26 protein-coding genes are annotated in these 21,961 nt (G+C 55.3%); 7 read left to right on the top strand and 19 right to left on the bottom strand.

Annotated features, from left to right (window positions below; translation table 11 throughout):
- Positions 1-18: 18 nt before the first annotated feature.
- The 4 genes from YERSI8AC_RS06045 to YERSI8AC_RS06030 all read right to left on the bottom strand — a co-directional run bounded on the left by YERSI8AC_RS06045 (position 19) and on the right by YERSI8AC_RS06030 (position 1,821).
- A complete protein-coding gene (locus YERSI8AC_RS06045; RefSeq protein WP_159176323.1) occupies positions 19-423 on the bottom strand; it encodes a VOC family protein in 405 nt (134 codons plus the stop codon).
- A gap of 9 nt (positions 424-432) precedes the next feature.
- Positions 433-618 (bottom strand): DUF6559 family protein, encoded by a 186-nt coding sequence (locus YERSI8AC_RS06040; protein WP_159176322.1) that lies wholly within the window; start codon positions 616-618, stop codon positions 433-435.
- Between the two features lie 273 nt (positions 619-891).
- Complete coding sequence (locus YERSI8AC_RS06035; RefSeq protein WP_159176321.1) at positions 892-1,485, bottom strand: hypothetical protein; 594 nt, start codon at positions 1,483-1,485, stop codon at positions 892-894.
- Between the two features lie 162 nt (positions 1,486-1,647).
- Complete coding sequence (locus YERSI8AC_RS06030; RefSeq protein ID WP_236557257.1) at positions 1,648-1,821, bottom strand: hypothetical protein; 174 nt, start codon at positions 1,819-1,821, stop codon at positions 1,648-1,650.
- 373 nt (positions 1,822-2,194) lie between these two features.
- Between YERSI8AC_RS06030 and YERSI8AC_RS06025 the strand changes: the two genes are divergently transcribed.
- Positions 2,195-4,006, top strand: a complete 1,812-nt coding sequence (locus YERSI8AC_RS06025) for a DUF4153 domain-containing protein (RefSeq protein ID WP_022520586.1) — start codon at positions 2,195-2,197, stop codon at positions 4,004-4,006.
- A gap of 21 nt (positions 4,007-4,027) precedes the next feature.
- On the opposite strand, the gene YERSI8AC_RS06020 is transcribed toward YERSI8AC_RS06025, so the two are convergent.
- The 7 genes from YERSI8AC_RS06020 to YERSI8AC_RS05990 form a co-directional block, all read right to left on the bottom strand.
- Positions 4,028-5,059: an aromatic ring-hydroxylating oxygenase subunit alpha gene (locus tag YERSI8AC_RS06020; protein ID WP_159176320.1), complete on the bottom strand. Its 1,032-nt coding sequence runs from the start codon at positions 5,057-5,059 to the stop codon at positions 4,028-4,030.
- Positions 5,059-6,219, bottom strand: a complete 1,161-nt coding sequence (locus YERSI8AC_RS06015) for an ATP-grasp domain-containing protein (RefSeq protein WP_159176319.1) — start codon at positions 6,217-6,219, stop codon at positions 5,059-5,061. Before YERSI8AC_RS06015 ends, YERSI8AC_RS06020 begins: the two co-directional genes overlap by 1 nt.
- Complete coding sequence (locus YERSI8AC_RS06010; RefSeq protein WP_159176318.1) at positions 6,212-7,522, bottom strand: cell division protein FtsA; 1,311 nt, start codon at positions 7,520-7,522, stop codon at positions 6,212-6,214. The genes YERSI8AC_RS06015 and YERSI8AC_RS06010 overlap by 8 nt, the downstream gene beginning before the upstream one ends.
- A complete protein-coding gene (locus YERSI8AC_RS06005) occupies positions 7,449-8,297 on the bottom strand; it encodes an MBL fold metallo-hydrolase (RefSeq protein WP_159176317.1) in 849 nt (282 codons plus the stop codon). The genes YERSI8AC_RS06010 and YERSI8AC_RS06005 overlap by 74 nt, the downstream gene beginning before the upstream one ends.
- Entirely contained in the window at positions 8,294-9,304 is a 1,011-nt protein-coding gene (locus tag YERSI8AC_RS06000) for an NAD-dependent epimerase/dehydratase family protein (protein ID WP_159176316.1), read from the bottom strand. Before YERSI8AC_RS06000 ends, YERSI8AC_RS06005 begins: the two co-directional genes overlap by 4 nt.
- Positions 9,301-10,296, bottom strand: coding sequence for a 3-oxoacyl-[acyl-carrier-protein] synthase III C-terminal domain-containing protein (locus YERSI8AC_RS05995; protein ID WP_159176315.1), 996 nt, complete (start codon positions 10,294-10,296; stop codon positions 9,301-9,303). Before YERSI8AC_RS05995 ends, YERSI8AC_RS06000 begins: the two co-directional genes overlap by 4 nt.
- 171 nt (positions 10,297-10,467) lie before the next feature.
- Positions 10,468-10,755, bottom strand: a complete 288-nt coding sequence (locus YERSI8AC_RS05990) for a hypothetical protein (RefSeq protein WP_027959842.1) — start codon at positions 10,753-10,755, stop codon at positions 10,468-10,470.
- A gap of 420 nt (positions 10,756-11,175) precedes the next feature.
- On the opposite strand from YERSI8AC_RS05990, the gene YERSI8AC_RS05985 reads away from it, so the two are divergent.
- The 4 genes from YERSI8AC_RS05985 (at position 11,176) to YERSI8AC_RS05970 (ending at position 14,304) form a co-directional block, all read left to right on the top strand.
- Entirely contained in the window at positions 11,176-12,423 is a 1,248-nt protein-coding gene (locus YERSI8AC_RS05985) for an AGE family epimerase/isomerase (RefSeq protein ID WP_022520593.1), read from the top strand.
- Between the two features lie 381 nt (positions 12,424-12,804).
- On the top strand, positions 12,805-13,626 hold the full coding sequence (locus YERSI8AC_RS05980; RefSeq protein ID WP_022520595.1) for an aldo/keto reductase: 822 nt from the start codon (positions 12,805-12,807) through the stop codon (positions 13,624-13,626).
- Between the two features lie 37 nt (positions 13,627-13,663).
- Positions 13,664-14,077, top strand: a complete 414-nt coding sequence (locus YERSI8AC_RS05975) for a hypothetical protein (RefSeq protein ID WP_022520596.1) — start codon at positions 13,664-13,666, stop codon at positions 14,075-14,077.
- Complete coding sequence (locus tag YERSI8AC_RS05970; protein ID WP_039859276.1) at positions 14,074-14,304, top strand: hypothetical protein; 231 nt, start codon at positions 14,074-14,076, stop codon at positions 14,302-14,304. The genes YERSI8AC_RS05975 and YERSI8AC_RS05970 overlap by 4 nt, the downstream gene beginning before the upstream one ends.
- Before the next feature lie 107 nt (positions 14,305-14,411).
- Here the strand turns inward: YERSI8AC_RS05970 and YERSI8AC_RS05965 are convergent, their stop codons facing one another.
- Positions 14,412-15,308: a DMT family transporter gene (locus YERSI8AC_RS05965; protein WP_009287227.1), complete on the bottom strand. Its 897-nt coding sequence runs from the start codon at positions 15,306-15,308 to the stop codon at positions 14,412-14,414.
- Between the two features lie 168 nt (positions 15,309-15,476).
- Between YERSI8AC_RS05965 and YERSI8AC_RS05960 the strand changes: the two genes are divergently transcribed.
- A complete protein-coding gene (locus YERSI8AC_RS05960; protein WP_022520598.1) occupies positions 15,477-16,358 on the top strand; it encodes a helix-turn-helix domain-containing protein in 882 nt (293 codons plus the stop codon).
- 98 nt (positions 16,359-16,456) lie between these two features.
- Here YERSI8AC_RS05960 and YERSI8AC_RS05955 read toward each other — a convergent pair whose 3' ends face one another.
- From YERSI8AC_RS05955 to YERSI8AC_RS05935, 5 genes are all read right to left on the bottom strand, one after another.
- Entirely contained in the window at positions 16,457-16,654 is a 198-nt protein-coding gene (locus YERSI8AC_RS05955) for a hypothetical protein (RefSeq protein WP_159176314.1), read from the bottom strand.
- 134 nt (positions 16,655-16,788) lie between these two features.
- Positions 16,789-17,271: a GNAT family N-acetyltransferase gene (locus YERSI8AC_RS05950; protein ID WP_022520599.1), complete on the bottom strand. Its 483-nt coding sequence runs from the start codon at positions 17,269-17,271 to the stop codon at positions 16,789-16,791.
- A gap of 76 nt (positions 17,272-17,347) precedes the next feature.
- Positions 17,348-17,818 (bottom strand): GNAT family N-acetyltransferase, encoded by a 471-nt coding sequence (locus tag YERSI8AC_RS05945; RefSeq protein ID WP_022520600.1) that lies wholly within the window; start codon positions 17,816-17,818, stop codon positions 17,348-17,350.
- A 108-nt stretch (positions 17,819-17,926) separates the two neighbouring features.
- Positions 17,927-18,811 carry an aromatic amino acid exporter YddG gene (gene yddG, locus YERSI8AC_RS05940; RefSeq protein ID WP_022520601.1) on the bottom strand — a complete coding sequence of 295 codons (885 nt, stop codon included), beginning with the start codon at positions 18,809-18,811 and terminating at the stop codon, positions 17,927-17,929.
- Between the two features lie 88 nt (positions 18,812-18,899).
- Positions 18,900-19,631 carry an AraC family transcriptional regulator gene (locus YERSI8AC_RS05935; protein ID WP_022520602.1) on the bottom strand — a complete coding sequence of 244 codons (732 nt, stop codon included), beginning with the start codon at positions 19,629-19,631 and terminating at the stop codon, positions 18,900-18,902.
- On the opposite strand from YERSI8AC_RS05935, the gene YERSI8AC_RS05930 reads away from it, so the two are divergent.
- Positions 19,630-19,806, top strand: a complete 177-nt coding sequence (locus tag YERSI8AC_RS05930; RefSeq protein ID WP_155705713.1) for a hypothetical protein — start codon at positions 19,630-19,632, stop codon at positions 19,804-19,806. The two genes, YERSI8AC_RS05935 and YERSI8AC_RS05930, sit on opposite strands and share 2 nt — an antisense overlap.
- A gap of 36 nt (positions 19,807-19,842) precedes the next feature.
- On the opposite strand, the gene YERSI8AC_RS05925 is transcribed toward YERSI8AC_RS05930, so the two are convergent.
- Together YERSI8AC_RS05925 and YERSI8AC_RS05920 are read right to left on the bottom strand one after the other, a co-directional pair.
- Positions 19,843-20,376, bottom strand: coding sequence for an AAA family ATPase (locus tag YERSI8AC_RS05925; RefSeq protein WP_022520603.1), 534 nt, complete (start codon positions 20,374-20,376; stop codon positions 19,843-19,845).
- A gap of 347 nt (positions 20,377-20,723) precedes the next feature.
- Entirely contained in the window at positions 20,724-21,935 is a 1,212-nt protein-coding gene (locus tag YERSI8AC_RS05920; protein WP_022520604.1) for a DcaP family trimeric outer membrane transporter, read from the bottom strand.
- Positions 21,936-21,961 lie beyond the last annotated feature (26 nt).

The following is a 21,961-nucleotide window of genomic DNA, read 5'->3' as shown; positions in this document are numbered from 1 at the left end:
GTAGCCATTTACAGGGGATTATTCAACATGATCGTAACCGCCTTCAGCAAACGCTAGTAGGCAGAACCCATTGCCAAATGGATCGCTCATTGTCGCAAGCATCCCCCAATCAAAAGATTTGATTCCTCCTTCCTGGACAGCACCCACCGAAACGACCTGTTCGACTGCTGAGTCAATATCTTCAACAATGAAATCCAGATGTACTGGCGTCCAGTGCCGCTTGTAATCACGTTGGAGAGAGGTGTCTGGGGCAGCAACGCTCGCATCAGGCTGCTCAATCAGGTAAATGGAGGCTGGCCCTCCCCCCATTTCTGCAACCATACCGCCAAATAGCCGCCGAATGAGCTGCAAACCGAGCCCGTTCTCGTAGAAGGTAATTGCTTTCCCAATGTCCTCTACATCAATGTTTACGATGAATTGCATACTCCCCCCTCAACTATCTTTACGATGCTTGAGTTCACCAATGTCCGTCAGGGCGTCTGGTGCATTGCCCTGTTGGTTGATTTGCTGCTGTGTGTAATATTCCTGGCGGCCATAATCGTTGACCAAAACGTTAGGCAATTTCTCTATGTAGCTTTTAATAGCACGCTTCTTCTTAAAGTTATCGAGCAGCCCCACCCTTAACCTCCCTTCTTTAATAAATACCAGGAAACCTCTGGTTAACTATTACGCTTGGCCATACTCTATTAAGAATCGGCTCGTGCACGAGTCCAATCAAAGTACTCATTTACAACCCGTAACTTCGCACGCGAATCCGATTCTTTTTAATAGGCTGTGGCCTTACCTGGCCTGCGCACGCCGACTTTTCAGAAAAAGCCTAGGCATTAGTCTGACTCTATAGGCAACAGATTTTAAACGTCCCCTGTGCGCTCGTTAAGACGCTCTGTTTACTCATGGCCCAAGCAAACCCTGTGACACCGCAAAGAGTGCGAAGAGAGGAATCGCCACGACCGTTGCGGCCGCATCAAATGTAATGGCAACAGGCGTTGCGATAACACGCCCGGCTGTATCGATGGGGCCCCTGGGCATGCTCATACTGACTTGATACTCCTTTTCGAGCTTTTCAAGCGGCAAACTTCCTTCAATGGTATATCGCTCGCCTCTAATCTCCCGTATCAAGTGGAAGCTATCGGTGACGGGGTTTTTCGTAAAGCCCAATGCGGTTAATTGACTGACAAGTTCGGCTGAAGGGTTCTGTTCATGCAGTGTGAGCTTAATGCTGCCGGTCACCACATTGGAGCTAGAGAGCGAGAAGCCGCTAAATTCGGGAAGAAACTCAACTTCTCGGCTAAGCACCAGCACCTGGCCAAGTTGCTGCTGAGAGGGAAACAAAAAAGCTTCACGCCGCGTAGTGACCACTAAGTCGTTCGTTTCTTTATTAACGTAGAAGCCGTTAACGGCCATCAATCTCTCTGGCTTGGGCTCCCACAGTTTTGTGGTGCAGCCCGCTAAAAAAATACATAGAACGATCACTACTCGATACATGCTTCCCTCCTGGTTATGGTCTATGGCAGTCCAAGTAAACTTTACCTGACCAGAGCTTTAAAAAACCAGGGTTTTTTATAAGTATAATTTCATATAAACCTGAAATGGGAGGAGAACGACTCGTCAGCGCTATTATCAATCCTACGGCGCACCAGCTCCTCGCTATGTTTCGACTGCCGACAACCGCACATACTCAGGAACCCTTTCCTTGAGCAAGGTGATGAGTTCAGGCTGCATTAGCTCGTAGTGGTCGGGAATATCCAGGCAGACTAATCTCTTCCCCTTGAGTAACTCCCCGTACTTCTTAGCGACTTCATCCCGGTGACTCTTTTCCATCACCAGGACGATGTCAGCCCACTCAATTAAGCGCCAAGAAACGGGCGTTTTAGCACTCGAACTTGTCCCAGCTCCGACTGCTTGAATACCGGGGTAAGCTGAAAAGATATGTTCAGCCGTCGGACTGCGGAGTCTATTTGCGCTGCATATAAACAGAAGATTCAAAGCTCCTCTCTGGCCCGGCTTTACGACGCGCCTAAAGCACAGCATAATTAATTAGCAGTATTTCGAGCCATCTATCTTTGCACTTTGCAACCTTTGTAACTTTCTCACGTTATTATAGTTGCTTAGTGCTAGTTAATTACTTAGAGCCCGTTAGCTACTTAGAAGAATTACGGGCCCCACGCCGCCACTCAACCGTAGAAGAGCTGTCATGGACGATAATCGCCTAAATACCCTGGACCGGGCCACCAGCCTGGGCTTGATTTTTCTCGCCTTTGTACAGGGTTGTGCGCTCTATGCGCTGCATTTGGCTATCGACCATGAGTACTGGCTGGTCGCCGACCAGCGCTGGCTTAAGGCGCTCTACACCGTCGCAGTCGCCTTGCCAGCGTTTTATCTGATCAGCATCGTGCGACTGCGTGATCGCATCAACTTCCTACCGCTGCTGCTGGCTCCCCTACTGTTTTGGCTGGGCTGGCACCTTGGCTGGGTTGAGCAGGTGCCCGAGCCGCAGCAGTGGAGAGGCCACCCGTTTACCTTTGCCTTTTGCATGGCCGTAGGAACTGCCTTGTTTATTCTTGCGCTGTTCTTTCGTAGCAGCGCCACCAGTGGCACTTGGCCAAAAACCTATCAGCCCATGCTGAATTACTCATGGGAGCATGCCCTGACAATCGCCCAACTAGGCCTATTCATTGGAGTTTTTTGGAGCTTGCTATCTTTGTGGGCAGCGCTCTTTTCAGCCATTGGCTTAGACTTTTTCAAAACATTGTTCCAAACACCCGCTTTTTTCTATCCAGTCACCTGGCTGGTGATTGGCATGGGGCTGGTGATGGTCCGCAATCGCTTTCGTTTTATCGCGAGCGTAAGACTGATGTGCGAAGCGCTTATCAAGGCGCTACTGCCGCTGGTTGCTTTAATATTATTGATGTTCTTTGCCGTGCTGCCCTGGACCGGCCTGCAGCCGATATGGGATACCGGCAGAGCCGCGCAAATACTTATGGCGCTGATGTTGACCCTGCTGCTGTTCTTCAACGCCGTTTTCTATCAAACCGATAACAAGCTGCCCTATCCTATATGGTTACGCAGCGCCGTTATGCTCGCCGTCGTATTGCTGCCGATAGGTAGCCTGCTGGCCGCCTGGGCGCTCTGGCTACGAATCGACCAATATGGTCTCAGCTTGGATAGGCTCTGGGCGGCACTGCTGCAGGCACTGACGGCAGCGTTTACCTTCAGCTACAGCCTGCTTCTGCTCTGGCGAAGACAGGCGGCGCTCCCCAGTATGCAGCGCGCCAATATTGGCCTTGCCCTGCTGGTGGCCGGGGCGCTGATCGTGGTTAATACGCCGCTGGCGGATATGCGCCGCTGGGTGGCCCAGCATCAGGTCAAGCGGTTGATAGACGGACGCACCACCGTGGATGCTTTCGACTACCGCTATCTACGCTTTCACCTCGGCCAGCCGGGCAGTTTGGCATTACAAGCACTCGCTGACAGCGAGTTTGCCCAATCGCGACCTGAGCTGATACGGCGTATTGATCTCTCGCTAAAGCAAACCAATCGCTGGAACCAGGATCCACTAGTGGATACCCACAACCTGGATGATGTCGCCCAGCAGTTTAGCGTGACCCCTGAAGACGCCACGCTACCCGAGCCACTGCTCGCCTTGTTAATTGAGCAGGGCTCAGCCTGTCTGAGCCAAGTTGAACCCTGCCAAGCGTTGCAGGTAAGCAATGGATCAGGGTTCCAATGGCTTATCTACGCGTCCTACAGCTCGCATGGACAGGTCTATACCGAGCACAATGCAGGCTGGCAGCATCTAGGCACGCTGACTGAGTTAGGCGCAGCGCAGGATGAAAATGCTGACGACTGTCGACATACCAAACCGTCAACCGATTTACAGCCCATACCAGGGTCGTTAAACGCCTATCAGAGTGGTATCTGCCTATATAGCTTGCAGCCCAGCCTCGAAAGCGTCAGGCAACAAATACAAGCCCGCGCAGAGGCAAGCGATGTTCGGATTGATTAAGGTGGCTGCTCCCCGCATTGACTACGGTTTACGCGGGGGCGAAAGCCTTACCTCCACGGCTGGATCAGTGCCGGGCTCTAACTGCTCACCGACCCAGAGCCGATGCAATCGGGTTTTGAGAATATCGCCAGGTCCAGAGATGAATTTAGGTTGTCCGAAGTGAGTCATCACTTCGTGTTGGCGCTCTAGTGCACGACGATCCTGCGAGACCACTGGGGCCAGGAACAATCGTATGGCTGCTTGTTTGAGCCAGCTTGGCGCCAACCCCTTGGGTGTCGAAAAGCGCGCGAAAGGCGTGAAACTGTTTCCCGTCGCTGGCGTGAAAATGGCGGTGACACACAGGGTTAGCTTGGTCTCACCTTCCCACCGCGCTTGAACCGTAGTGGGCGGATAATAGCGCGATACACTGCGCGAGCGGTCGCGCTCCAAAAAGCGCGACATCAGACCATAGTCAGGCTGGGTTTGCTCGATGGCCATATCGATCCCGTCGCCGTGGCTGGTAACAATCAGCTCCACTGGCAAGCGTCGATCCCGGCGACGAATAAAACCATGATGCAGATGATTGGTGTGGAACGGATCCATCACATTTTCAACCGCATCGTAGGCGCGACCCACCCAGGTACCTTGTTGCCACCAGAAATGATCAAGTTCAGGGTTGCCAAAATCAGGCGGTAACACGGGCTCGGGCGGTGCCGCGTCAGAAAGCGCCACAAAGATCCCGCCGTGCCGTTCGACTACGCGCAGTGCGTCGGCCTTCAGCTTTTGATCATGGGCCGTATCGATCAGACAACCGGGCACTTCGATACAGGTTCCATCGCTTGCGAAGCGCCAGCCGTGGTAAGGGCACTCGAGTGCCCCCTTGTGCACACGCCCTTCAGAAAGTGGGTAATTGCGGTGCGGGCAGCGATCGACCAAGGCGCCAATCCCCTCTTCGCTGCGAAAGAGTGCAATCGGTGTATCGCAACACATGACCTTTTGCGCTTTGCCGCGTTTCAGGTCTTTCGATAAGGCAACCATGTGCCAGGCATCACAGACTGACTTGGGAAATGTCATTAAGGCAGCTCCTCACCATTCCACTCGAGATCGTAAGTGGCGGCGGCATTCGTCGAGATATTGTGTTTGAAACCCGTCAGGGAGAAGGAGGCGGCGTCGCAAAGCGCACCAAGCAAAGGCCAGCGATCGCCAGGCCGAGACACCACGTCGCGCCCGGTAGCAACGCAGCGCCACCAATCGCGCATACGCGCACCTCGCACCGCCTGCGGCAGGCCAAATACGACCATCGCCGGGCCAAGATAAAGAGTGCGTGGCGCGGCCTCGGGTGCGGCGATCCCGTCACCGATTGCATGGGCAAGATGACCGGCACCAGTGAGCAATTGCACACCGCTGGTCGCGCGCGGATTGCATTCAAGCAAGTAGGCAGCGCCAGCTTCATCGAACATTGCATCGCAGGCGAACTGCCCATGAATGGCGGCACACTGCGCCAGGCGAGAAGCTATTTTGCGCAGCGTTTCGCGATGGTGGTCAGTGACAGGTTCGAAAGCATAGCCAGCCCCTCCGCCCAGGCGCCAGCTGGAACGGTAGGCAGCAAAGGCAACCAACTCTCCCCGATGCGCCACGCCGTGAAAACAGACTTCTTCACCCTGGATACGCGCTTGTGCCATCCAGGGGTTGTCGGGGCTGGGTGTAATAGCGGCCAACGCACGCCGGTCAGGGGCGACCAGAGCGCTATCACCAAATCGGCTAAAGCGCGGTTTGAACACCCACTCGCGACTTCTGCTAGCGAAGCCCGCCAAGTCTTCTACGCAGTCTATTGGATGGCTTTCCGGCACAGGCAGGCCCCATTCGCCGCAGTGGCGCGCAAAGGCGAACTTGTCGTGCAGTTGGCGCAACGTGGCAAGGTTAGGCACAAACAGGCGCTCACCCAATCGGCGTTGAAGGGCGGGCGCCGCAAGATGGAAAACCTCCTCGCAGGTCGGCACCACCCGCTCGAAACCGAAGGTATCGACTAGCTCGACAATACGCGCGCGGAAGGCTGCGCCCTGCTGCCGGGGCGCAGGATAGCGGTGAACCCGCGCAGGGGCTTTCGACCAGCGCGCCATACGCACCGGTACGCTGTCAGCCAGATGCGGCTCCCATCCGGCCGCGGCGAAATCCCGGGCAATATCCAGCGCGGCAACCGCCCGGGCGCCGGTGATAAGCACGCGTCTAGCCATCGCGCCACACCACCTTACGGCGCTTAGGGCCGCTCCACGCGCTTAGATCATGAACGACCTCAACCGGCACCGGCAAATCCCATGCCTGGCTCAGCGCCCGAGCAGCAGTCGTTGCGCTTGGGGTGGAAATCGAGGCTGGGCAAGGCGGCGACAGATGAAGCACGACACGCTCAGGCCCTGCTTCGGCCTGCCAGATATTGTCGCCCCCCAGCACCGCCTCAAGCGCTGCTACCACTAGAGGTGGCGTAACGGTGCGACCCTCAAAACGCCAGATATCGTTCACCCGGCCTTGTGGCGCATGGATGACCCGACCCGCAAAACCGCACGGGCAGGGACAAGCGTCGAGCTCAAGATAATCGTCACCGCGAATACGGACTATTGGTTGGCTGGTGCGGCGAAGATCGGTAATGATCGGTCGATAGCCGGGCGTGCCGGGAACCGGCTCAAGCTCGATAGCCAACGCATGGTCGTTGAGATGCAGCCGGCCGTTCGCACACTCAGCGGCCAGAAACCCTTCGGTCGCTTGGTATATTTGACGTGGCCTTACCCCCAGCCGCTCGGTAAAGAAGTGGCACTCAGCTTCACCGGCGGGTTCGCTGCCGCAAAACAGATGCTGCAGCGAGGGGAAATGCGCCCCTGCTTCAGCGAAAGCGGCCAGCCGATGGGGCGGTGCGATCAGGATCGTCGGCTCGAATTGCGCCAATTCCTCAATGCTCTGTTCAATCGACGCTTCGAGGGGGAAATGGGCAAACATAAACCGCCCTCGCCCAACATCGCTGTAGAGCGCATTACTGGCGCGCAAATGCAGGGCGAGCCGTTGGCGCTTGAGCCAAGCACGCGCCGGTAGCAGTCGGGCCAGGCTCTGGCCGATGTAGTCGGCACGCTCTGCGGGGCTGGCGAGAAATAGCCCTCGCGCACCGCCTCCCGTTCCGGTCGACCAGCCTGCCGACAATTCGCCAACGGCTGTGCCTTGCTCCGCGGCGGCGGCCAACCCGCGCAGTTCCTCATCGCTCATGCCTAGGCTATTCCAAGCGCCGTAATCAGCACGAAGATCCTCGATGTCAGTGACCGGAAACTCCGCCAGATCACGACCGGCATATCTTGCCAGTGCGGGAGTACGGGCGATGACAGGCTGCAGCTTGCGCCACATATTGGCTCGCCGCGCAGCCAGTTGCCCCGACGACAGGCTCAGCGCACGCCGCGTTCGTATCCACGCGGCTAAGACCCGGTCAGTTTGCATCATGGCCGCCAAAGCGCTTGGCACTGGCAGCGCAATGCGAAGGTAGGATGACCAAGTCGCCATTGCAGCACGCCGCCTCGCTCAACAGGTTTAGCGTAGCGCGATAACGCCGGGTATCGCCGAGAAGTGCGGTGGTAAGCCGCGGCGGCGGTCGGCGCTGCGTGATTGACTTGCCAAGCCACACCGCATCGGCAGCCAGCAAAACCTGGCGATCATCGGTGGTGCGCAGTGCCAGCCCCCAGTGGCCGACGCAGTGGCCGGGCAGTTCGACGGCGATCAGGCTACCATCGCCCAGGATGTCGCGACCTTCGTTAAAGGGCGCAAATCCGCTGGGTAGCGCCACTGCTGGAGCATCTTCGAAAAAGCGAGCATTGGCATCGGCCGCCTGAGGAACCAGCGCAGGCAGCAGGCCCTGGCGCACGCGGCTAAAGCGACCCGGTCGGCGCAACTCGGACAGGCCCGCACGGGCGCAATAGACCGGCCGCTGGGCAAGGTGGCTCATTCCCGCGACGTGGTCGCCATGAAAATGCGAGATGATGGTGCCGACAATCGCACTGTCTTCAATCCCATGGGTCGCGAGCCAGGCGCTCCACGCCTGCTGTGCATCGATTTTGACCGGCGTTGTCCAGCGATAGAACCGCTCGGGAAACGTCTCGGTTGCATCGATAAAAGCAGGATCATAGCCGGTATCGAACAACAAAATACCCCGCGTCGGGTGATCAATCACCCCCACCATGGCGGGAAAATCAACCGCACACAGGCTCCCACCTGAGAGAGTGGCGATCTCTGGATGTCGGCATAAACCGCGTTCAAGCCAACGGAGTCCGACGCGGATCATGGCTGCTCTTCCTTCGTGGAGAGCTGCCTCGCTTCGGCCAGCAGGGTTGCCAGTGCATCATGCTGGGGTCGGTAGCCGAGTAATCGCTGAGCAGGCTCGAGATCAAAGGTCTGAGAGTAGGCCAGCGTCGCCAGCTTGTAGCGGGTCAGCATCGGCTCGCGGGCGGCGCGCATCAGCAACGCAGAGTTTTCACTGAGAACAGCAATAGCACGCGCCAAGCCAACCGGCAGCGAGACCAGTTGCGGTGTTTTGCCTAACGCATCGGCGAGCTTACCAGCCACCTCTCGTACCGCAATAGGGTTACCTCCCGATATGTTGATTGCCTTTCCGGCAAGCCCGACTGCCTGCTCCTCAGCGGCGCAGATAGCCCATGCGGCGTCGCGCAGATCGGTCAACTCAATTAGCGCCCTGCCGCCACGCGGAAGCGGCATCCGCTCGCGCCCCGCCAGTTCGGCCAGCTTGGGCAGGATCACCTGATCGCCCGGCCCCACCAGCGCCCGCGGGCGAATGGCGCAGCAGGCCATGGCGTCTTCCCGCGACGCAAGCACGCTGCGTTCCGCCGCTAGCTTGGTACGTGCGTAGTGGTTAAGTGGCTGAAGCGCGGGGCCGTCATATTCGCCGATGGCTATCCGGTCACGATACGCAGCAAAAATTGACGGCGAAGACACAAACACGAAACGCTCAACGCCCGAGCGGCTGGCCGCTTCAAGCAGGCGTTCGGTCAGTTGAATGTTGTGAATCTCAAATGCTCGCCGGGGGCCCCAGCTGGCCGATAAGGCGGCGGCATGAATCACGCTATCGACATCCTTTAAGAGCCCGCGAAAATCAATTTCTGGCTGGGTAAGATCCGCCCTAACAAACTGCGCGCCGAGTGACGTAAGCGCCTCGCCCGCCGCCTGCGAACGCCCTGTGGCTCGCACAGCATGCCCGCGTTTTAGCGCCTCGCGCACCAGCGCCATGCCCAGCCCGCCGGTCGCCCCGGTGATAAGGATACGCCGTTGACTCATAGCTTGAGCACCATTGCACTGGCACTGATCCCCGCGGCAGTGCCCAACAGCAGGATATAGTCACCCGGCTTGGCGACCCCCGTCGTGAGTGCGTGGGCGAGCACGGTCGGGATTGAGGCGGCGATCTGGTTACCGGTATTCGGGAAGATATTGACCACGCGGTCACTGTTGGGCGCGAAAAGCCGCTTGATATGCTCGACCCCTGGCGCACTCGCCTGGTGGCAAATCACGCAGGCGAGATCATCCTTGCTTATTTCCGCCTGAGTGAGCGCACGCTCGATGACGCCAGGCAACGCTTTGGCAGCGGCCTTGAAGATGCCAAAGGCGTCCATCTCGAAATAGGAACCGGCGACCAGCGCCTGGTAACCTTCAGCGATGCGCAACTTTGTGCCGCCCGCGCGAAGCTGCGCTAGCGCGTGGTGAGCACCATGGGTAACCGAAACGCTTGAACGCATTCCACAGGTTGGGTCTGACGTCGCCTCAATCGCCAGTGCCGCCGCACCATCGCCAAAGATGGAGCGCGTTTTCGGCTCCTCAGGGTTAAGCCCTGCCGACGCGATATCGCTCGCAAATACAAGCGCGCGCCGCCAGCGCCCGCAGGCAATGCCCATGGCGGCGATATCCAGTGCCACCATAAAGGATAAACAGGTCTGGTTAACGTCAAAGCTAGGCACGCCGGACTGGCCAAAGCCGAGACGGTTCTGGACTAAAGCGGCTGTAGACGGAATCGGTTGCTCCATAACGCCACAACCGCCAATGATGACGTCGGGCGGTGTACTGCCCCAGCCAGCGCGGTTAAGCGCCTCACGGGCTGCCTCAGTCGCCATCATCGAGGTGGTTTCCTCCTCGTTCGCGACATGGCGCGCAGCGATGCCAAACTGGCGTTCAGTCCAGCCGGGCGATTGACCTTGACGCTCGTCCAGGGCGCGCGAAGTTAACAGGGTGCGAGGGCGATAGCTGCCCCACCCGGCAATCGTAAAGTTGCTAATCATATGTCCAATTCTAATCGATTCGCTCTCATACTCTAATAAAGCTTAATATCAATCAATTAGAAATTAGACGATGTTCATTTTATGGCTAACTTGGTGGAGCGCGTAAAGGAGAGCCAATCACACGCTAAAAAAGCTCGTGATTTGCGGATAGCTGTCTGCTGCTTACGTTTGTTAAATTCCAGTTGCACCGACCGTGGCGAGGCCCAGGGAAAGAGCCAACACCGCTAATAGCCTCACCCACCACAGAGTGAACTGCCTGCGAAACAGGTTTATAACAAACAGCATACTTCCTACTATCCCAACTAAAACACCTACTCCAACGACTATCGCCCCTGGCTCGCCACCGAGAAAGTAGGCGCGCATTATTTCGGGAAACAAACTCCAGGCAAAAGGGATGAGCAAAGCAACTGCAATACTTGCTAAACCAGTAACTAATGCCGCGACTTCGAGCCTAAACATAGCACTCCAATATATTTAATGCCGCTTCTCACGGGTGGCAAAAACGCGGAAATGTAGAAGCTATGGTATTCGATACTTGACCAACTGTTTTGGCGCAAAGACTTTGCGCTAAAACTAACGAAGCGCGACGATGAAAAAAGCGAACCAGGCTGAGAAGTGCGCCACCTGACGGTGCGATAGGTTGTATGTCTTTATGATTGCATTTTCTATAAGTCGGATTCATGGTCATAGCATATAACGTAGCTTTGGCTTCTGGCGCATGGATTGTGTATGCGGCCACAAAGGGCTCGGTGTCTCAATTAAACATAACCTACGCCCCTTGAGCAAAGCACCGCTTATAGCCTTCCAGCTGTCAGACCGGCGGCACCATCGTCAATGGCTGAGGTAAGATCCCACTCGATCACATAAGGCATGGCTGCGATGAACCACGACACCGATCAAAAACCCCGGCGCTGGCTCAATAGTGCCACCCATCACCACTGGCTGACCCGCGAAGGGCTCGCATTGTTCGAATTTCATCGCCAGGCGCGTCTGGCCTCTGGCGGTTTCGCAGTACTCAATGGTGACGGGCGCATTCCCGACGGCGCCAGCGCCGACACCATGCTCACCGCACGCATGGCGCACAGCTGTGCCCTAGCGGCGCTACAAGGTCTACCAGGCGCTGCAGCACTGACCGAGCACGCCATTCGCGCTTTGTCTGGCAAGCTGCGCGACGAGCAACACGGCGGCTGGTTCGGGGCCGACCCCGCCACCAGCGACGACCGCACTAAGCAGTGCTATACCCATCACTTCGTCGCCCTCGGTGCCGCCACTGCGACCCACGCCGATATTCCCGGCGCGGCTGCTCTGCTCGAAGAGGCCATTGAGGTGATCGACACCCGCTTCTGGTCGATGGATGAGCAAGCTTTCGTCGAGAGTTTCAGTCAGGACTGGAGCGAACTGAGCGACTACCGCGGCGGTAACAGCAACATGCACGGCGTAGAGCTGTGCTTGGCCCTAGCCGATGTGCGCGACGAACCGCTATGGCTTGACCGGGCGCTAGCCATCGTTGAACGGCTGATTCACCACCACGCGGCTCCCCAGGATTACCGCATCCTCGAGCATTTTCATGGCGACTGGTCAGAATGGCCGGAGCACAACGCCGACTGCCCCGACGACGGGTTCTATCCCTATGGCGCCACGCCGGGTCACGGTTTCGAGTGGTCGCGGCTGATGCTGCAACTGGAGGCGGCGCTTGAATCTCGCGGCCGCGCAGCTCCTTCTTGGCTATTCGCTGACGCTGCGGCGCTATTTGACGCCAGCCTGCGTGATGGCTGGGCCACCGACGGCACCCCAGGGCTAGTGTATACCGTGGATTGGGAGGGTCGCCCAAACTCCCTGCGGCGTCGCCACTGGACTCACGCCGAAGCACTGGCCGCCGCTGCCGCGTTTCTACAACGCACCGATCAGACCCACTACGAGCGCTGGTATCGGCGGCTTTGGGATTTCATCGACACCACCTTTATTGATCGCGCGCGGGGCGGCTGGTATCAGGAGCTCGACGGTAAGCTGCAGATCGACACTGCCGAAGGTGACATCAAGCCCGATCTCTACCACGCTTACCAGGCCACACTGATACCGCGGCTACCCTTGGCACTCAACTTGGCGTTGGCTGTCGAGAGGCTGTAGTAGCTCAACCTTTACCCGAACTGATCGTATTATGACCACCTGAGGTTAGCTGCCAGGGTAGTGGTCACTGTGGCTAACCTAGCTATTTTTCGACTGTCGCTAATCGTACATACTCTGGAACTCTTTCCTTGAATAATTTAATGAGTTCAAGCTGCATTAACTCATAGTGATCCGGAATAGATTCAAAGCTCCCCCTAGGCCCGGCTATACGGCCTGCCTGAAGCGCAGCGATGACTTTGACGTATCGAAGCGGAGGCATTCGAGTGACGCGCCTGGCTAGCTGCTCCTAAGCATGTACGCCCGATGCTTCCGCTCTTCTCGCATGATATAGAGGACGAGAACCCACCTCTCATCCATTTACCCAACAACCAGGAGGAGAACATGCAGACAATCAAACTAGGCGGAGAAAGCGTACCCCGTATAGGCCAGGGCACCTGGCATATGGGCGAGAATGCCGGACAACGGCAGGCTGAGGTCAGGGCGCTGCGTGAAGGTCTGGATCTGGGCATGATGCTGATCGATACCGCAGAGATGTATGCCGAGGGCGGTGCTGAAGAAGTCGTTGGCCAAGCGATCCGTGGCCGGCGCGATGAAGTGTATCTGGTCAGCAAGGTCTACCCGCACAACGCCAGCACCAAGGGTGTTCAGGCTGCCTGCGAGCGCAGCCTGCGCCGATTGGGCACCGACACTATCGATCTATACCTGCTGCACTGGCGCGGCCAGTACCCGCTGAGCGAAACAGTGGAAGCCTTCGAACGGCTGCGTGAGCAGGGCAAGATCCTGCGCTGGGGTGTATCGAACTTCGACATTGACGACTTAGCAGAGCTCAACGAGCCAGCTTGCGCCACCAATCAGGTGCTCTACAATCCCGAAGCACGGGGCATTGAATACGACCTGCTGCCTTGGCAAGCACAACAAAACATGCCGCTCATGGCTTATTGCCCGATCGGGCAAGGCGGCGCGCTACTGCATGATGCCGCCCTGCAACGCATCGCCGGCAAACACAGCGCCACCACCGCGCAAGTCGCCCTCGCCTGGGCTCTGCGCCACCCTGGTGTGATTGCTATTCCTAAAGCCGTGAAACTGGATCACCTCAGACAGAACTTTGATGCAGATAACGTCAGACTCGACGAAGATGATCTGGCACAGATCGATGCCGCCTATCCTCGCCCAATGCGCAAGCAGTCTCTGAAGATGGTTTGAAGAAGAGTCATTAACGGCCCAGCACTGGAGTGATGTCATGTCACTGCCCGCCCCACAACCAAACGCCTGGATTCGCTTTCTCGCCCACCTGCTGTTTATTCTGGCGGCGTGGACGCTGTTCATTAAATACCTGTTTCCCATTGGGTACGGGCTGGCATACGGCGAGCCCTGGGCAAGGCATATCTATTGGGATCTATGGCCACTGGCGCACGTTTGGCTAGGTTGGGCGCTGCTCGAACGGCCTAGCTATACGCGTGCATTGGCGGTGGGCATGTCCGTCATTGAAATCCTCATCATCTGTACCCTGTTCGTCCGTTTTCTCGCCGCCCCTGAGTGGTCGATCTGGCGTACCAACTGGTTTGTGAATAAGGTATTTGTGCTGACATGCTTTGTGCTGGTGTTGGCTGCCACGGTGCCGGTTCAAAAAAACCTGAAGGAGCGACCGCTATGAAGCATCACATCAAGCATCGCATCACGCGCAGACAAAGCCTTACGCTCATCGGCACCACGCTCACCGCCATGACGCTCCCAACCGTATCACTTCTTGCCAACACGGGCGGGATGCAACAGAAGACCTTTGCGGGCACGGACAAAACGCTGCCATTATCGGCATGGGCACTTGGCGAACATTCAACGTTGGCAGTGATCCGAAGCTGCTCGATGTGCGTACCGAAGTAGTTAAGGCATTCTTCGAGCATGACGGCGGACTGATCGACTCTTCGCCCATGTATGGCTCGGCACCTCCAATCACCGCAACTGAAATGCAGTGCCCTCTTTATTAGCTACTAAACAGGCTGCCGCCACCGCCAAACCAAACGATGGGCATTAAACATCAGCAGGTTGCCACTCACAATCATTGCTAACCCTATAAGTGCATCCGCATGCCACTGGTAACCCTCGAACACCGTTGACAGCGCCAGCGCAACCAAAGGAAACAATACCGTCGCATAAGCCGCCTTACCGGCACCAATACGGCCGACCAGCATAAAGTAGGCACCAAAGCCTCCCACCGATCCTATTACCGCCAAATAAACCAGGGCACCTAGATATCTCGGTTCCGCTGGCAGGCTGAAACTGGCTCCCTGAGCCCAGGCAATCAGCCCCATCAACATCCCCCCATACAGCATAGCAAAGGCGTTGGTGGTGTTGATTTTCAAGCCGCATCGCTGGTGCCTGACCGACACCATGTTACCCAGCGAAAACCCGTAGGTACCCAGCAACGTCAAACCAATGGCGCCCAGCAGTTCCCACGTAGCCTCAACTGTGACCAGATCCTGCCAGAAAATCAGCGCCATGCCCGGCAGACCAAGGGCCAAAGCCAGGTAAAATACCCGCGGAACCGGTGTGCGAAAGAACAGGTAGCCATTGGCCGCATTAAACAGTATCGACATAGAAAACAGGATGGCAATTAGGCCGCTGGGCAGATAACCCGCAGCGGTATAGAAGCAGTAGAAATTCAAACCAAAGACACAGCCCCCCTGCAACAGGCAGAAAAGATGGTCCCTGGTATGCAGAGCCTGGCGTCGGCGCAACAATGTAAGCCCAGCCAACAGCACCAGCGCGGCGATGAGAAAACGATAGAATACCGAGACCGGCACCGCCACCTCGCCCACTTGCCAAGCGATAGCCAGCCAGGTCGAGCCCCAGATAAGAACTGTTGAGATATACAGAAGGCTATTCATGGCTTGCCATTCCCAGAGTGGTTAGTGTCAGCCATAGTATCGGCTCACCCCGGCTGGCTGGCTTGCCTGCGTTTGCGCCAGTTTGTCTATTCTTGCGGTTGAATGGTTCGCTGAATTGAGTTTCGTGCTGAGCCTGAGTACTGTTAACGCAGTTCCCAGGAGCCGCCCATGTTCACCGACACTTTGAGCCACTATCCCAGGATGAAACAGACGCAGGCGCGTCTAGTGAGTAGCACCCAGCTAAAAAATGGCATGGCGCTGGCCCGTTGGAGTAACCAAGAAGACCGTATTGAGAAAATTCACTCAAACCACCACACTCTGAGCGTTTATCTGAACGGCGCGGAGAACTCCCTACGCAGGCAGGGATCACAAACCATTGCCAGCGAGACCAGCAATAGCGTGTGTTTAATGCCCGCCAATCTGATCACAAGTTGGGACGTGCATGGGCCTATCTCACTACTGCATTTCTATTTCAGCGACACTCACCTGAGTCAGTTGATCGAACAGGTATGGGATAAAGATGGCCGAAGCGTGCAACTGGACGAAATCGACTTCGCCCAGGATGCCCTGCTCACTCAGCTGTTTTGCACCACCCTTGGCCAGAGCAACTGGCAAGACCCGCTGGATCAATTAGCGCTGGATTCCGCCACCCAAACGGCATTGATACACACCCTACGCCACTATAGCCAGCGCCGACTGCCAACTCTGCGCCCAACCGGTGGACTACCTGCGTGGCAATTAAAACGAGTGGTGGAGTTCATTGAGCATCACCTGAACCAACCCCTTACGCTGGCATGCATGGCGGGTATCACTGGCTTAAGTGACTACCACTTCGCCCGCATGTTCAAACAAGCCACTGGTTACCCACCACATCGCTATGTGCTGCACCGTCGTCTTATCCGGGCGCAATACTTGTTGGCGGAAACATCGCTAAATATGACTGAGATCGCACTACGCTGCGGTTTTGGCTCCAGCAGTCATTTCAGCAACCGCTTTCGCGCAGAGACAGGTGTCAGTCCTACTGAGTATCGGACGCAACAACGTAGCTAGGATTCTTACGAAGACTGCCTGCTACCCGCCCCGCTTTAGGACTTTGTCGCCGTCGCGTTTTTCTTTCAGCGCTATGCAGCGCTCAACTGGGCCGGGGGCTATATTGGAGACGCTTTCATTGCCCAGGCCATGCTGCTGGTATTGATGGCGTTAACGGGATGGGGAATTGATAACGCGCCACGCGCAACAAACTCACCAGTTGCTATAGGTATAGCCATCAGCCTCTTCGGCCTGATCATAATGCCGCTGATGGCGCCGCTAAGCGGCAGCACCTGGCGGAAGTGTTCGGCATTCATGCCGCCCCCACAGCAGTTACCACGCTGGGCCTAGTCCTTATCATATTCCAGGGTTTCGCCCTATGGAGTGGCGACGAAGAAGCCAAGGAAAGGGCGGCCACCAGACGCGAACTGCTGCGACTTGTTATATCTTGTTAACTAACTGCAAAGTCTTCAAGCGCTTTTCCTGTCAAACGGTAGCCTATCCATTCATTTTGCGGTTTTGCGCCTATTGACTCATAGAACTGGATCGCAGGTTCATTCCAGTCAAGTACGTTCCACTCGAAACGGCCGCATTTTTTCGATATTGCAATGTTAGCAAGATACTTCAAAAGTGCTTTGCCAGCCCCGACGCCACGATATTTTTGAGTAACGTACAAATCTTCAAGATATAGCCCATGCTTACCGAGCCATGTTGAGAAATTGAAGAAATAGACCGCTAAGCCAATAGGTTCGTTATTGAAATAACAGATAACGGCCTTAGTCGTCGTATTATCGCCAAACAAAGCGTTTTCTATATCCGCGACTGTCGCTAGCACTTCATGCTCTGCTTTTTCATAAATCGCAAGTTCTATGACAAATTTATGGATTAAAGCCGAGTCTTCAATGGTAGCTTGCCGGATTTCCACTTCTGACATTACCTACCTCCGTATCTTGTAATAATGTTTGTGTTCCGCTTGCTGCGTCACCAATTCGCACGCAACCGCTCTCGCGCTACTCTACGCTGGCGTTATATAAGATCACCTCATCTCCAGCCCCATAGCCGCTAATCACGGCCGCGCGGGAGACTCCCAGCGTGGATTGATACAGCTTCTCTGCGAAGTTGCCTTCCGAAGTGGTCACCATCACCGCCCCCACATCGCAGCCCTGGCGACGCACGTGGGCCTTGAACGGCGCTAGCGACTCCACAATGAGCTGCTTACCCAGCCCCCTACCTGCTGCTTCCGGGTGAATGCCGATTTGCTCCAGCTCGATGATGCTTTTTTCCCGAAAGCCGTTCTTAACGCACCAAAGGATATAGCCACGCACCAGACCGTCCACCTCCACCACGTAGTAAACGCCCCGTGGATAGGTGTTAAACGACGACTCAATCCACAGCGCGTGATTTTTCTCACGGGGGAAACACGCTTGGTACACCTCGGCGATGGCGGCAATATCGTTTTTTTCTGCTGCTCTTACGGTCATTCTAAAGTCCTTTTTTCTTTGAGAGCCCGTTGCTATCGGCTCATACCCGCCCTTTCTGGGGCTTACATCATGACTTTTTCGAATCCAAAAAACTCTAGCTTATGTACCTTACTGCCTACCCGCACCCCGATGCTTCGCGCGACCTGCGATCACAGAACCAATGACGATGAGCACGCTGGCACTCAATACGGCCACCGTGGCCTCGCCGTATCCTGCCAGGATCAGTAACACCACCGAAATGAGTGGCGCGCTGTAGGCTAGGGTGCCAAGTAGCTGGATGTTCCCGTGTTTGACGCCATAGTCCCAGGTAAAAAATGCGATTCCAACCGGCCCGAGTCCCAGCCCAACCACGCCTACCCATTGCATCAAGCCATCCGGCCACACCGTCTCTTCCCACAGCATATGGCACCCTAAAGCCAGCAGTGCCGTCACACCGCAGAACCAACCGACGGCATCGGTTGGCACTGAACGTACCAATCTGCTGAGCACGGAGTAAGAAGACCAAATCAATGCACACGCCAGCGCTACCAGATAACCGGGCAGGTTCTCCCAAGCAAATCCGCCTGCATTTCGGCTGATCAACAACCAACAACCCACCAGCGCCACCAAGGCGCCAACGATAGACTGAGCTCGCATCCTCTCGTCCGGTAACAGGGCAGACAGCAGAACGATCAGTAGCGGCCAGAGGTAAGCCAACAGGCTGACTTCCACCGCCGGTGCTAGCGTCATCGCCTTGAAATATGCAAAGTGATAACCGAATAACCCGACGATACCGATACACCAGGCAAACGGCGACTGGCGTATATACCGAACGCCCGTATGGCCAGCCAAGATCCAACGCCCACCCATCAACAGAAACGCAATGCCGAAAGTCATGGCCATCAGCTGGAACTCTGGAATATCTCCACCGGATAGCTTGGTCAGCAAAGCCAAAGTACCCCAAAGCAGAACGGAAATGGATCCGATCCAGGTAGCGGCATTCACGGTTGCCATGTCACTCTCCCCCGAGATTCTCATGCGTTAGCGGTTGCGGGAGAGCGTATCCATGGCATCAATGAGGATCTTTTGAATCCTGGCGGAATTATGTCGAGAGACGGCGGAAGTGGCTAGGCGGTTTGCCAAAGTGACGTCTGAAGCGGTCGCTGAAGGCCGATAACGACGAGTAGCCTACCGCATCAGCCACCCGCTGAACGCTGAGGCCTGACTGTTCCAGAAGCCGAAACGCCTCTTTCATTCGCACTTCGGTGAGGTATTGATGAGGCGTCATGCCCACCTGATGGCGAAAAAGATCGTTCAACTGCCGAATACTCAAATGGGCCACGTTAGCAGCCTCAGCCATGGAAATAGGTTGGTGGAAGTGATCATCCAGAAACTGTTTTGCCGCGTGAACCCTGCGATCCAGTTTCAATTGACTTCCATGGCGCTCCTGCAGCAGTTGTAACAGCAATAGCAGCATGTGATGCTGGGTAGCATCCGCTCCAGCCCCGCTCATGACCTGAGCATGTAGGAACTGGACGTAATGGCGCAAAGCCGAATCAAGCTCCACGAAACAAGGCAGCTTATCTAGCGCAGGAGCCAGCCCCTCAGGCAAATCAGCCACCAAAAACCGATTATCTTCTGTTGCAGCAAACCCATGGCCGCTTCCTGAAGGGATGATGGCCGCACGGTGCTGTACCACCTCCCCCGCCATGGAATCTACTGACAGAAACAGCGTGCCGACCAGGGGCAATACCAGTTGATGATGGTCATGGGAGTGACTTTTCACTTCATCATCATAGGTACGTATGTGCAGGCCGATCTCTGGATATTTCATGACCTTACTCAGCAGTCGTGGGCATATTCACTTCCTTGACCTGATTCCTCCAGCCTTAGGCTGTGCGTTTTTAGGCAACGCTCGCTTGGTGGATGGAGGTGGCATCCAGCGAGAGGATTCTCTTGGCTCGGCGCATATCGATAGTGATGATGCTGTAGTTCAGCAGTCTTGGTAAAGCGTGGGGAAGAAAACCGTCAACAACAATGACAATTTAAAGGCTATTTACATGCTGTAAAACGAACTTCACGCGCTCATCAATAGTGTCACGCGGCACTTCCAGCGTTTTGTAACCCCATTGCGAATACCAGCTTTTCATCCCCTCGAATACCTTGAGGGACTCCTCGAACGTTTGATCACGCTCTGAATCTGTACCGTAAATGTCTTCCCATGGCGGCAGAAGAAAAACAACGGGATTATAGGGGAACAGTTGAACATAGTTGGCGATGCCCGCCCGTGACAACGCGCTCTCCGCATCAAGCATGTACAGCGCATCCAGCACCCCACGATCAAAGAACGTGGCCTGCTCGCCAACAGCGACACGCCGGTACTTTTCAATATCGGATTTCAGAATATCCTGAGCGAAAGAGACCGGGTCTGGCCGAGGTGATAGCTCCGCCGCCAACCGCTCTTTGATGATGCTACGGGCAGACTCAGGTACAACGCGATAGCCCCGTTTCTCTATGGCATCAAGGAGCGTGGTTTTGCCACCACCGGGGCCGCCGGTGAGTACGAATCGATGGTTCATATTATTAACGCCCTACAGCAGACAAGGAAAACGCTATTGAGTGAGATGCTGTCTCCCCCAACACAATAAAAGCTCAGGCTCCCCCATGATCTCATCTAGCTGCTCGCCCATTCGCACAAGACACCATGTTTCATAGGTGTACTCTGTTGGCGTAGATGTTAGATATTTATATCAACGCAGTGCTCCTTTTTAAAGACTTTTCTAGCCCACTTAACTAAAAAAAGCGTTAGCAAAAATGCTAACGCTTAAAACAACCTTACGATGAAGCAAGGTTCAGATCACTATCCGCACAACTAGCCATAGACATATAATCAATTACAACTTTTTATTCAGGCCGAAGCCGCAGGTTAAAACCGATAGATAACACTCCCTTGTAGGCGATCGACACTTCCACTACGGCCATCCACAGTATGCCGTGCAGCATGAGCCAACTCAATTCCGTAGGTTACGTTATGACCAGGACTCCATTGGTAATTAATATGCACAAGTTCACGCTCTTCGTCATAAGCGCTTATAAACTCACTTGAGCTACCAGTATTAACAAGAGAAACGCCATCGCGCTTGGCATTATCCCAATCTGCATTAACAAATGAGTATGAAACGTTGAAAGCACCGGGGCCTATATCGTGGCTAATACCAATCGTTCCCCCCCATGCAAAGATGGTTTCTAGCTCGTTGCCTGCTCGATAAGCTGAGGGTGCCGGGTTTACTTTCATGTAAGCCCCAATACCCTCACCGCCGGTTACCTGACCACGCAAAGTCGTATTTGGCGTAAGAGCGTAACTAGTCGCGACAAAAGCTCCCCACCCGATCTCTGAGTCTTTTGCTGCACCATCGTCAAAGGCCACTTCTCGAATCATGGCAGCTGATGCCCAACGTAATGCACCAGCCAATGATTCGTACCGAAGCGTAATGTCTGGCAAGCCATCTTTACGATCAACATCAGTACCAGCAATGGATCTACCACCGGTTACTGCATCGTAGCCTCCGTCAAAAGAGTTGCCAGACATGGCACCGCTCGGATCCTCAATAGCAACATGAAAATCACCTACTGAATACCGCAGTTGTGCTTGTCGAAGGAATGCATCGCGCCCTGCGGGACCAGTAAAATCAAGCGTAGGAGTAGTGCTTAGAAAGGTGTGAAAATTGCTCCACGTTTGCCCTGCAGTAATACCGTTCCATGAACCATAGGCCTGACGCATTCGGAGATTACCGAAGAAAAAATCGCCTTCGATATTGGTAATCAAGTCACCTTTCTCTGTCGGCGTTGTAGTGCGGATACCCAGGCGTGACTCATTAGCATGCAGATTCGAATGCCCACTTGTGCTTGGTTGGCCATCCACAGCAATTTTAGAGAAGTTCACACTATCGCCCATGCCACTGCTATTTCCAGCCTTAATGTCGCCACTGTCATACATCACATCAAGCTTAGCATAACCGTATAAAGAAACGTTGGTTCCATTCACATCATAATCAATTGCAAATACAGAAGGAGTAACGAATAGAAAAGAATATCCTAAGAAAGGAAGCACTCTGCGCCACGACAGACACTTATTCATATCTTTATTCTCCATGTTTATAAATT

Origin of the sequence: Halomonas sp. 113, from assembly GCF_904067645.1 — a bacterium.
GTDB classification, from domain to species: Bacteria; Pseudomonadota; Gammaproteobacteria; order Pseudomonadales; family Halomonadaceae; genus Vreelandella; species Vreelandella titanicae.
The sequence above is the reverse complement of the archived record's forward strand: the minus strand, read 5'-3'. Positions and strand labels throughout refer to the sequence as shown.

Coding starts and splice junctions, on each gene's coding strand:
- YERSI8AC_RS05975 (WP_022520596.1), top strand. CDS start 13,664: ATGTCACTGCCCGCCCCACAACCAAACGCCTGGATTCGCTTTCTCGCC.
- YERSI8AC_RS05960 (WP_022520598.1), top strand. CDS start 15,477: ATGTTCACCGACACTTTGAGCCACTATCCCAGGATGAAACAGACGCAG.
- YERSI8AC_RS05950 (WP_022520599.1), bottom strand. CDS start 17,271: ATGTCAGAAGTGGAAATCCGGCAAGCTACCATTGAAGACTCGGCTTTA.
- YERSI8AC_RS06010 (WP_159176318.1), bottom strand. CDS start 7,522: ATGGCGACTTGGTCATCCTACCTTCGCATTGCGCTGCCAGTGCCAAGC.
- YERSI8AC_RS05945 (WP_022520600.1), bottom strand. CDS start 17,818: ATGACCGTAAGAGCAGCAGAAAAAAACGATATTGCCGCCATCGCCGAG.
- YERSI8AC_RS05970 (WP_039859276.1), top strand. CDS start 14,074: ATGAAGCATCACATCAAGCATCGCATCACGCGCAGACAAAGCCTTACG.
- YERSI8AC_RS06035 (WP_159176321.1), bottom strand. CDS start 1,485: ATGTATCGAGTAGTGATCGTTCTATGTATTTTTTTAGCGGGCTGCACC.
- yddG (WP_022520601.1), bottom strand. CDS start 18,811: ATGGCAACCGTGAATGCCGCTACCTGGATCGGATCCATTTCCGTTCTG.
- YERSI8AC_RS05990 (WP_027959842.1), bottom strand. CDS start 10,755: ATGTTTAGGCTCGAAGTCGCGGCATTAGTTACTGGTTTAGCAAGTATT.
- YERSI8AC_RS05925 (WP_022520603.1), bottom strand. CDS start 20,376: ATGAACCATCGATTCGTACTCACCGGCGGCCCCGGTGGTGGCAAAACC.
- YERSI8AC_RS05985 (WP_022520593.1), top strand. CDS start 11,176: ATGAACCACGACACCGATCAAAAACCCCGGCGCTGGCTCAATAGTGCC.
- YERSI8AC_RS05930 (WP_155705713.1), top strand. CDS start 19,630: ATGACCTTACTCAGCAGTCGTGGGCATATTCACTTCCTTGACCTGATT.
- YERSI8AC_RS06000 (WP_159176316.1), bottom strand. CDS start 9,304: ATGAGTCAACGGCGTATCCTTATCACCGGGGCGACCGGCGGGCTGGGC.
- YERSI8AC_RS06005 (WP_159176317.1), bottom strand. CDS start 8,297: ATGATCCGCGTCGGACTCCGTTGGCTTGAACGCGGTTTATGCCGACAT.
- YERSI8AC_RS05995 (WP_159176315.1), bottom strand. CDS start 10,296: ATGATTAGCAACTTTACGATTGCCGGGTGGGGCAGCTATCGCCCTCGC.
- YERSI8AC_RS06030 (WP_236557257.1), bottom strand. CDS start 1,821: ATGGAAAAGAGTCACCGGGATGAAGTCGCTAAGAAGTACGGGGAGTTA.
- YERSI8AC_RS06025 (WP_022520586.1), top strand. CDS start 2,195: ATGGACGATAATCGCCTAAATACCCTGGACCGGGCCACCAGCCTGGGC.
- YERSI8AC_RS05980 (WP_022520595.1), top strand. CDS start 12,805: ATGCAGACAATCAAACTAGGCGGAGAAAGCGTACCCCGTATAGGCCAG.
- YERSI8AC_RS05935 (WP_022520602.1), bottom strand. CDS start 19,631: ATGAAATATCCAGAGATCGGCCTGCACATACGTACCTATGATGATGAA.
- YERSI8AC_RS06015 (WP_159176319.1), bottom strand. CDS start 6,219: ATGGCTAGACGCGTGCTTATCACCGGCGCCCGGGCGGTTGCCGCGCTG.
- YERSI8AC_RS05920 (WP_022520604.1), bottom strand. CDS start 21,935: ATGAATAAGTGTCTGTCGTGGCGCAGAGTGCTTCCTTTCTTAGGATAT.
- YERSI8AC_RS06045 (WP_159176323.1), bottom strand. CDS start 423: ATGCAATTCATCGTAAACATTGATGTAGAGGACATTGGGAAAGCAATT.
- YERSI8AC_RS05955 (WP_159176314.1), bottom strand. CDS start 16,654: ATGAATGCCGAACACTTCCGCCAGGTGCTGCCGCTTAGCGGCGCCATC.
- YERSI8AC_RS05965 (WP_009287227.1), bottom strand. CDS start 15,308: ATGAATAGCCTTCTGTATATCTCAACAGTTCTTATCTGGGGCTCGACC.
- YERSI8AC_RS06020 (WP_159176320.1), bottom strand. CDS start 5,059: ATGACATTTCCCAAGTCAGTCTGTGATGCCTGGCACATGGTTGCCTTA.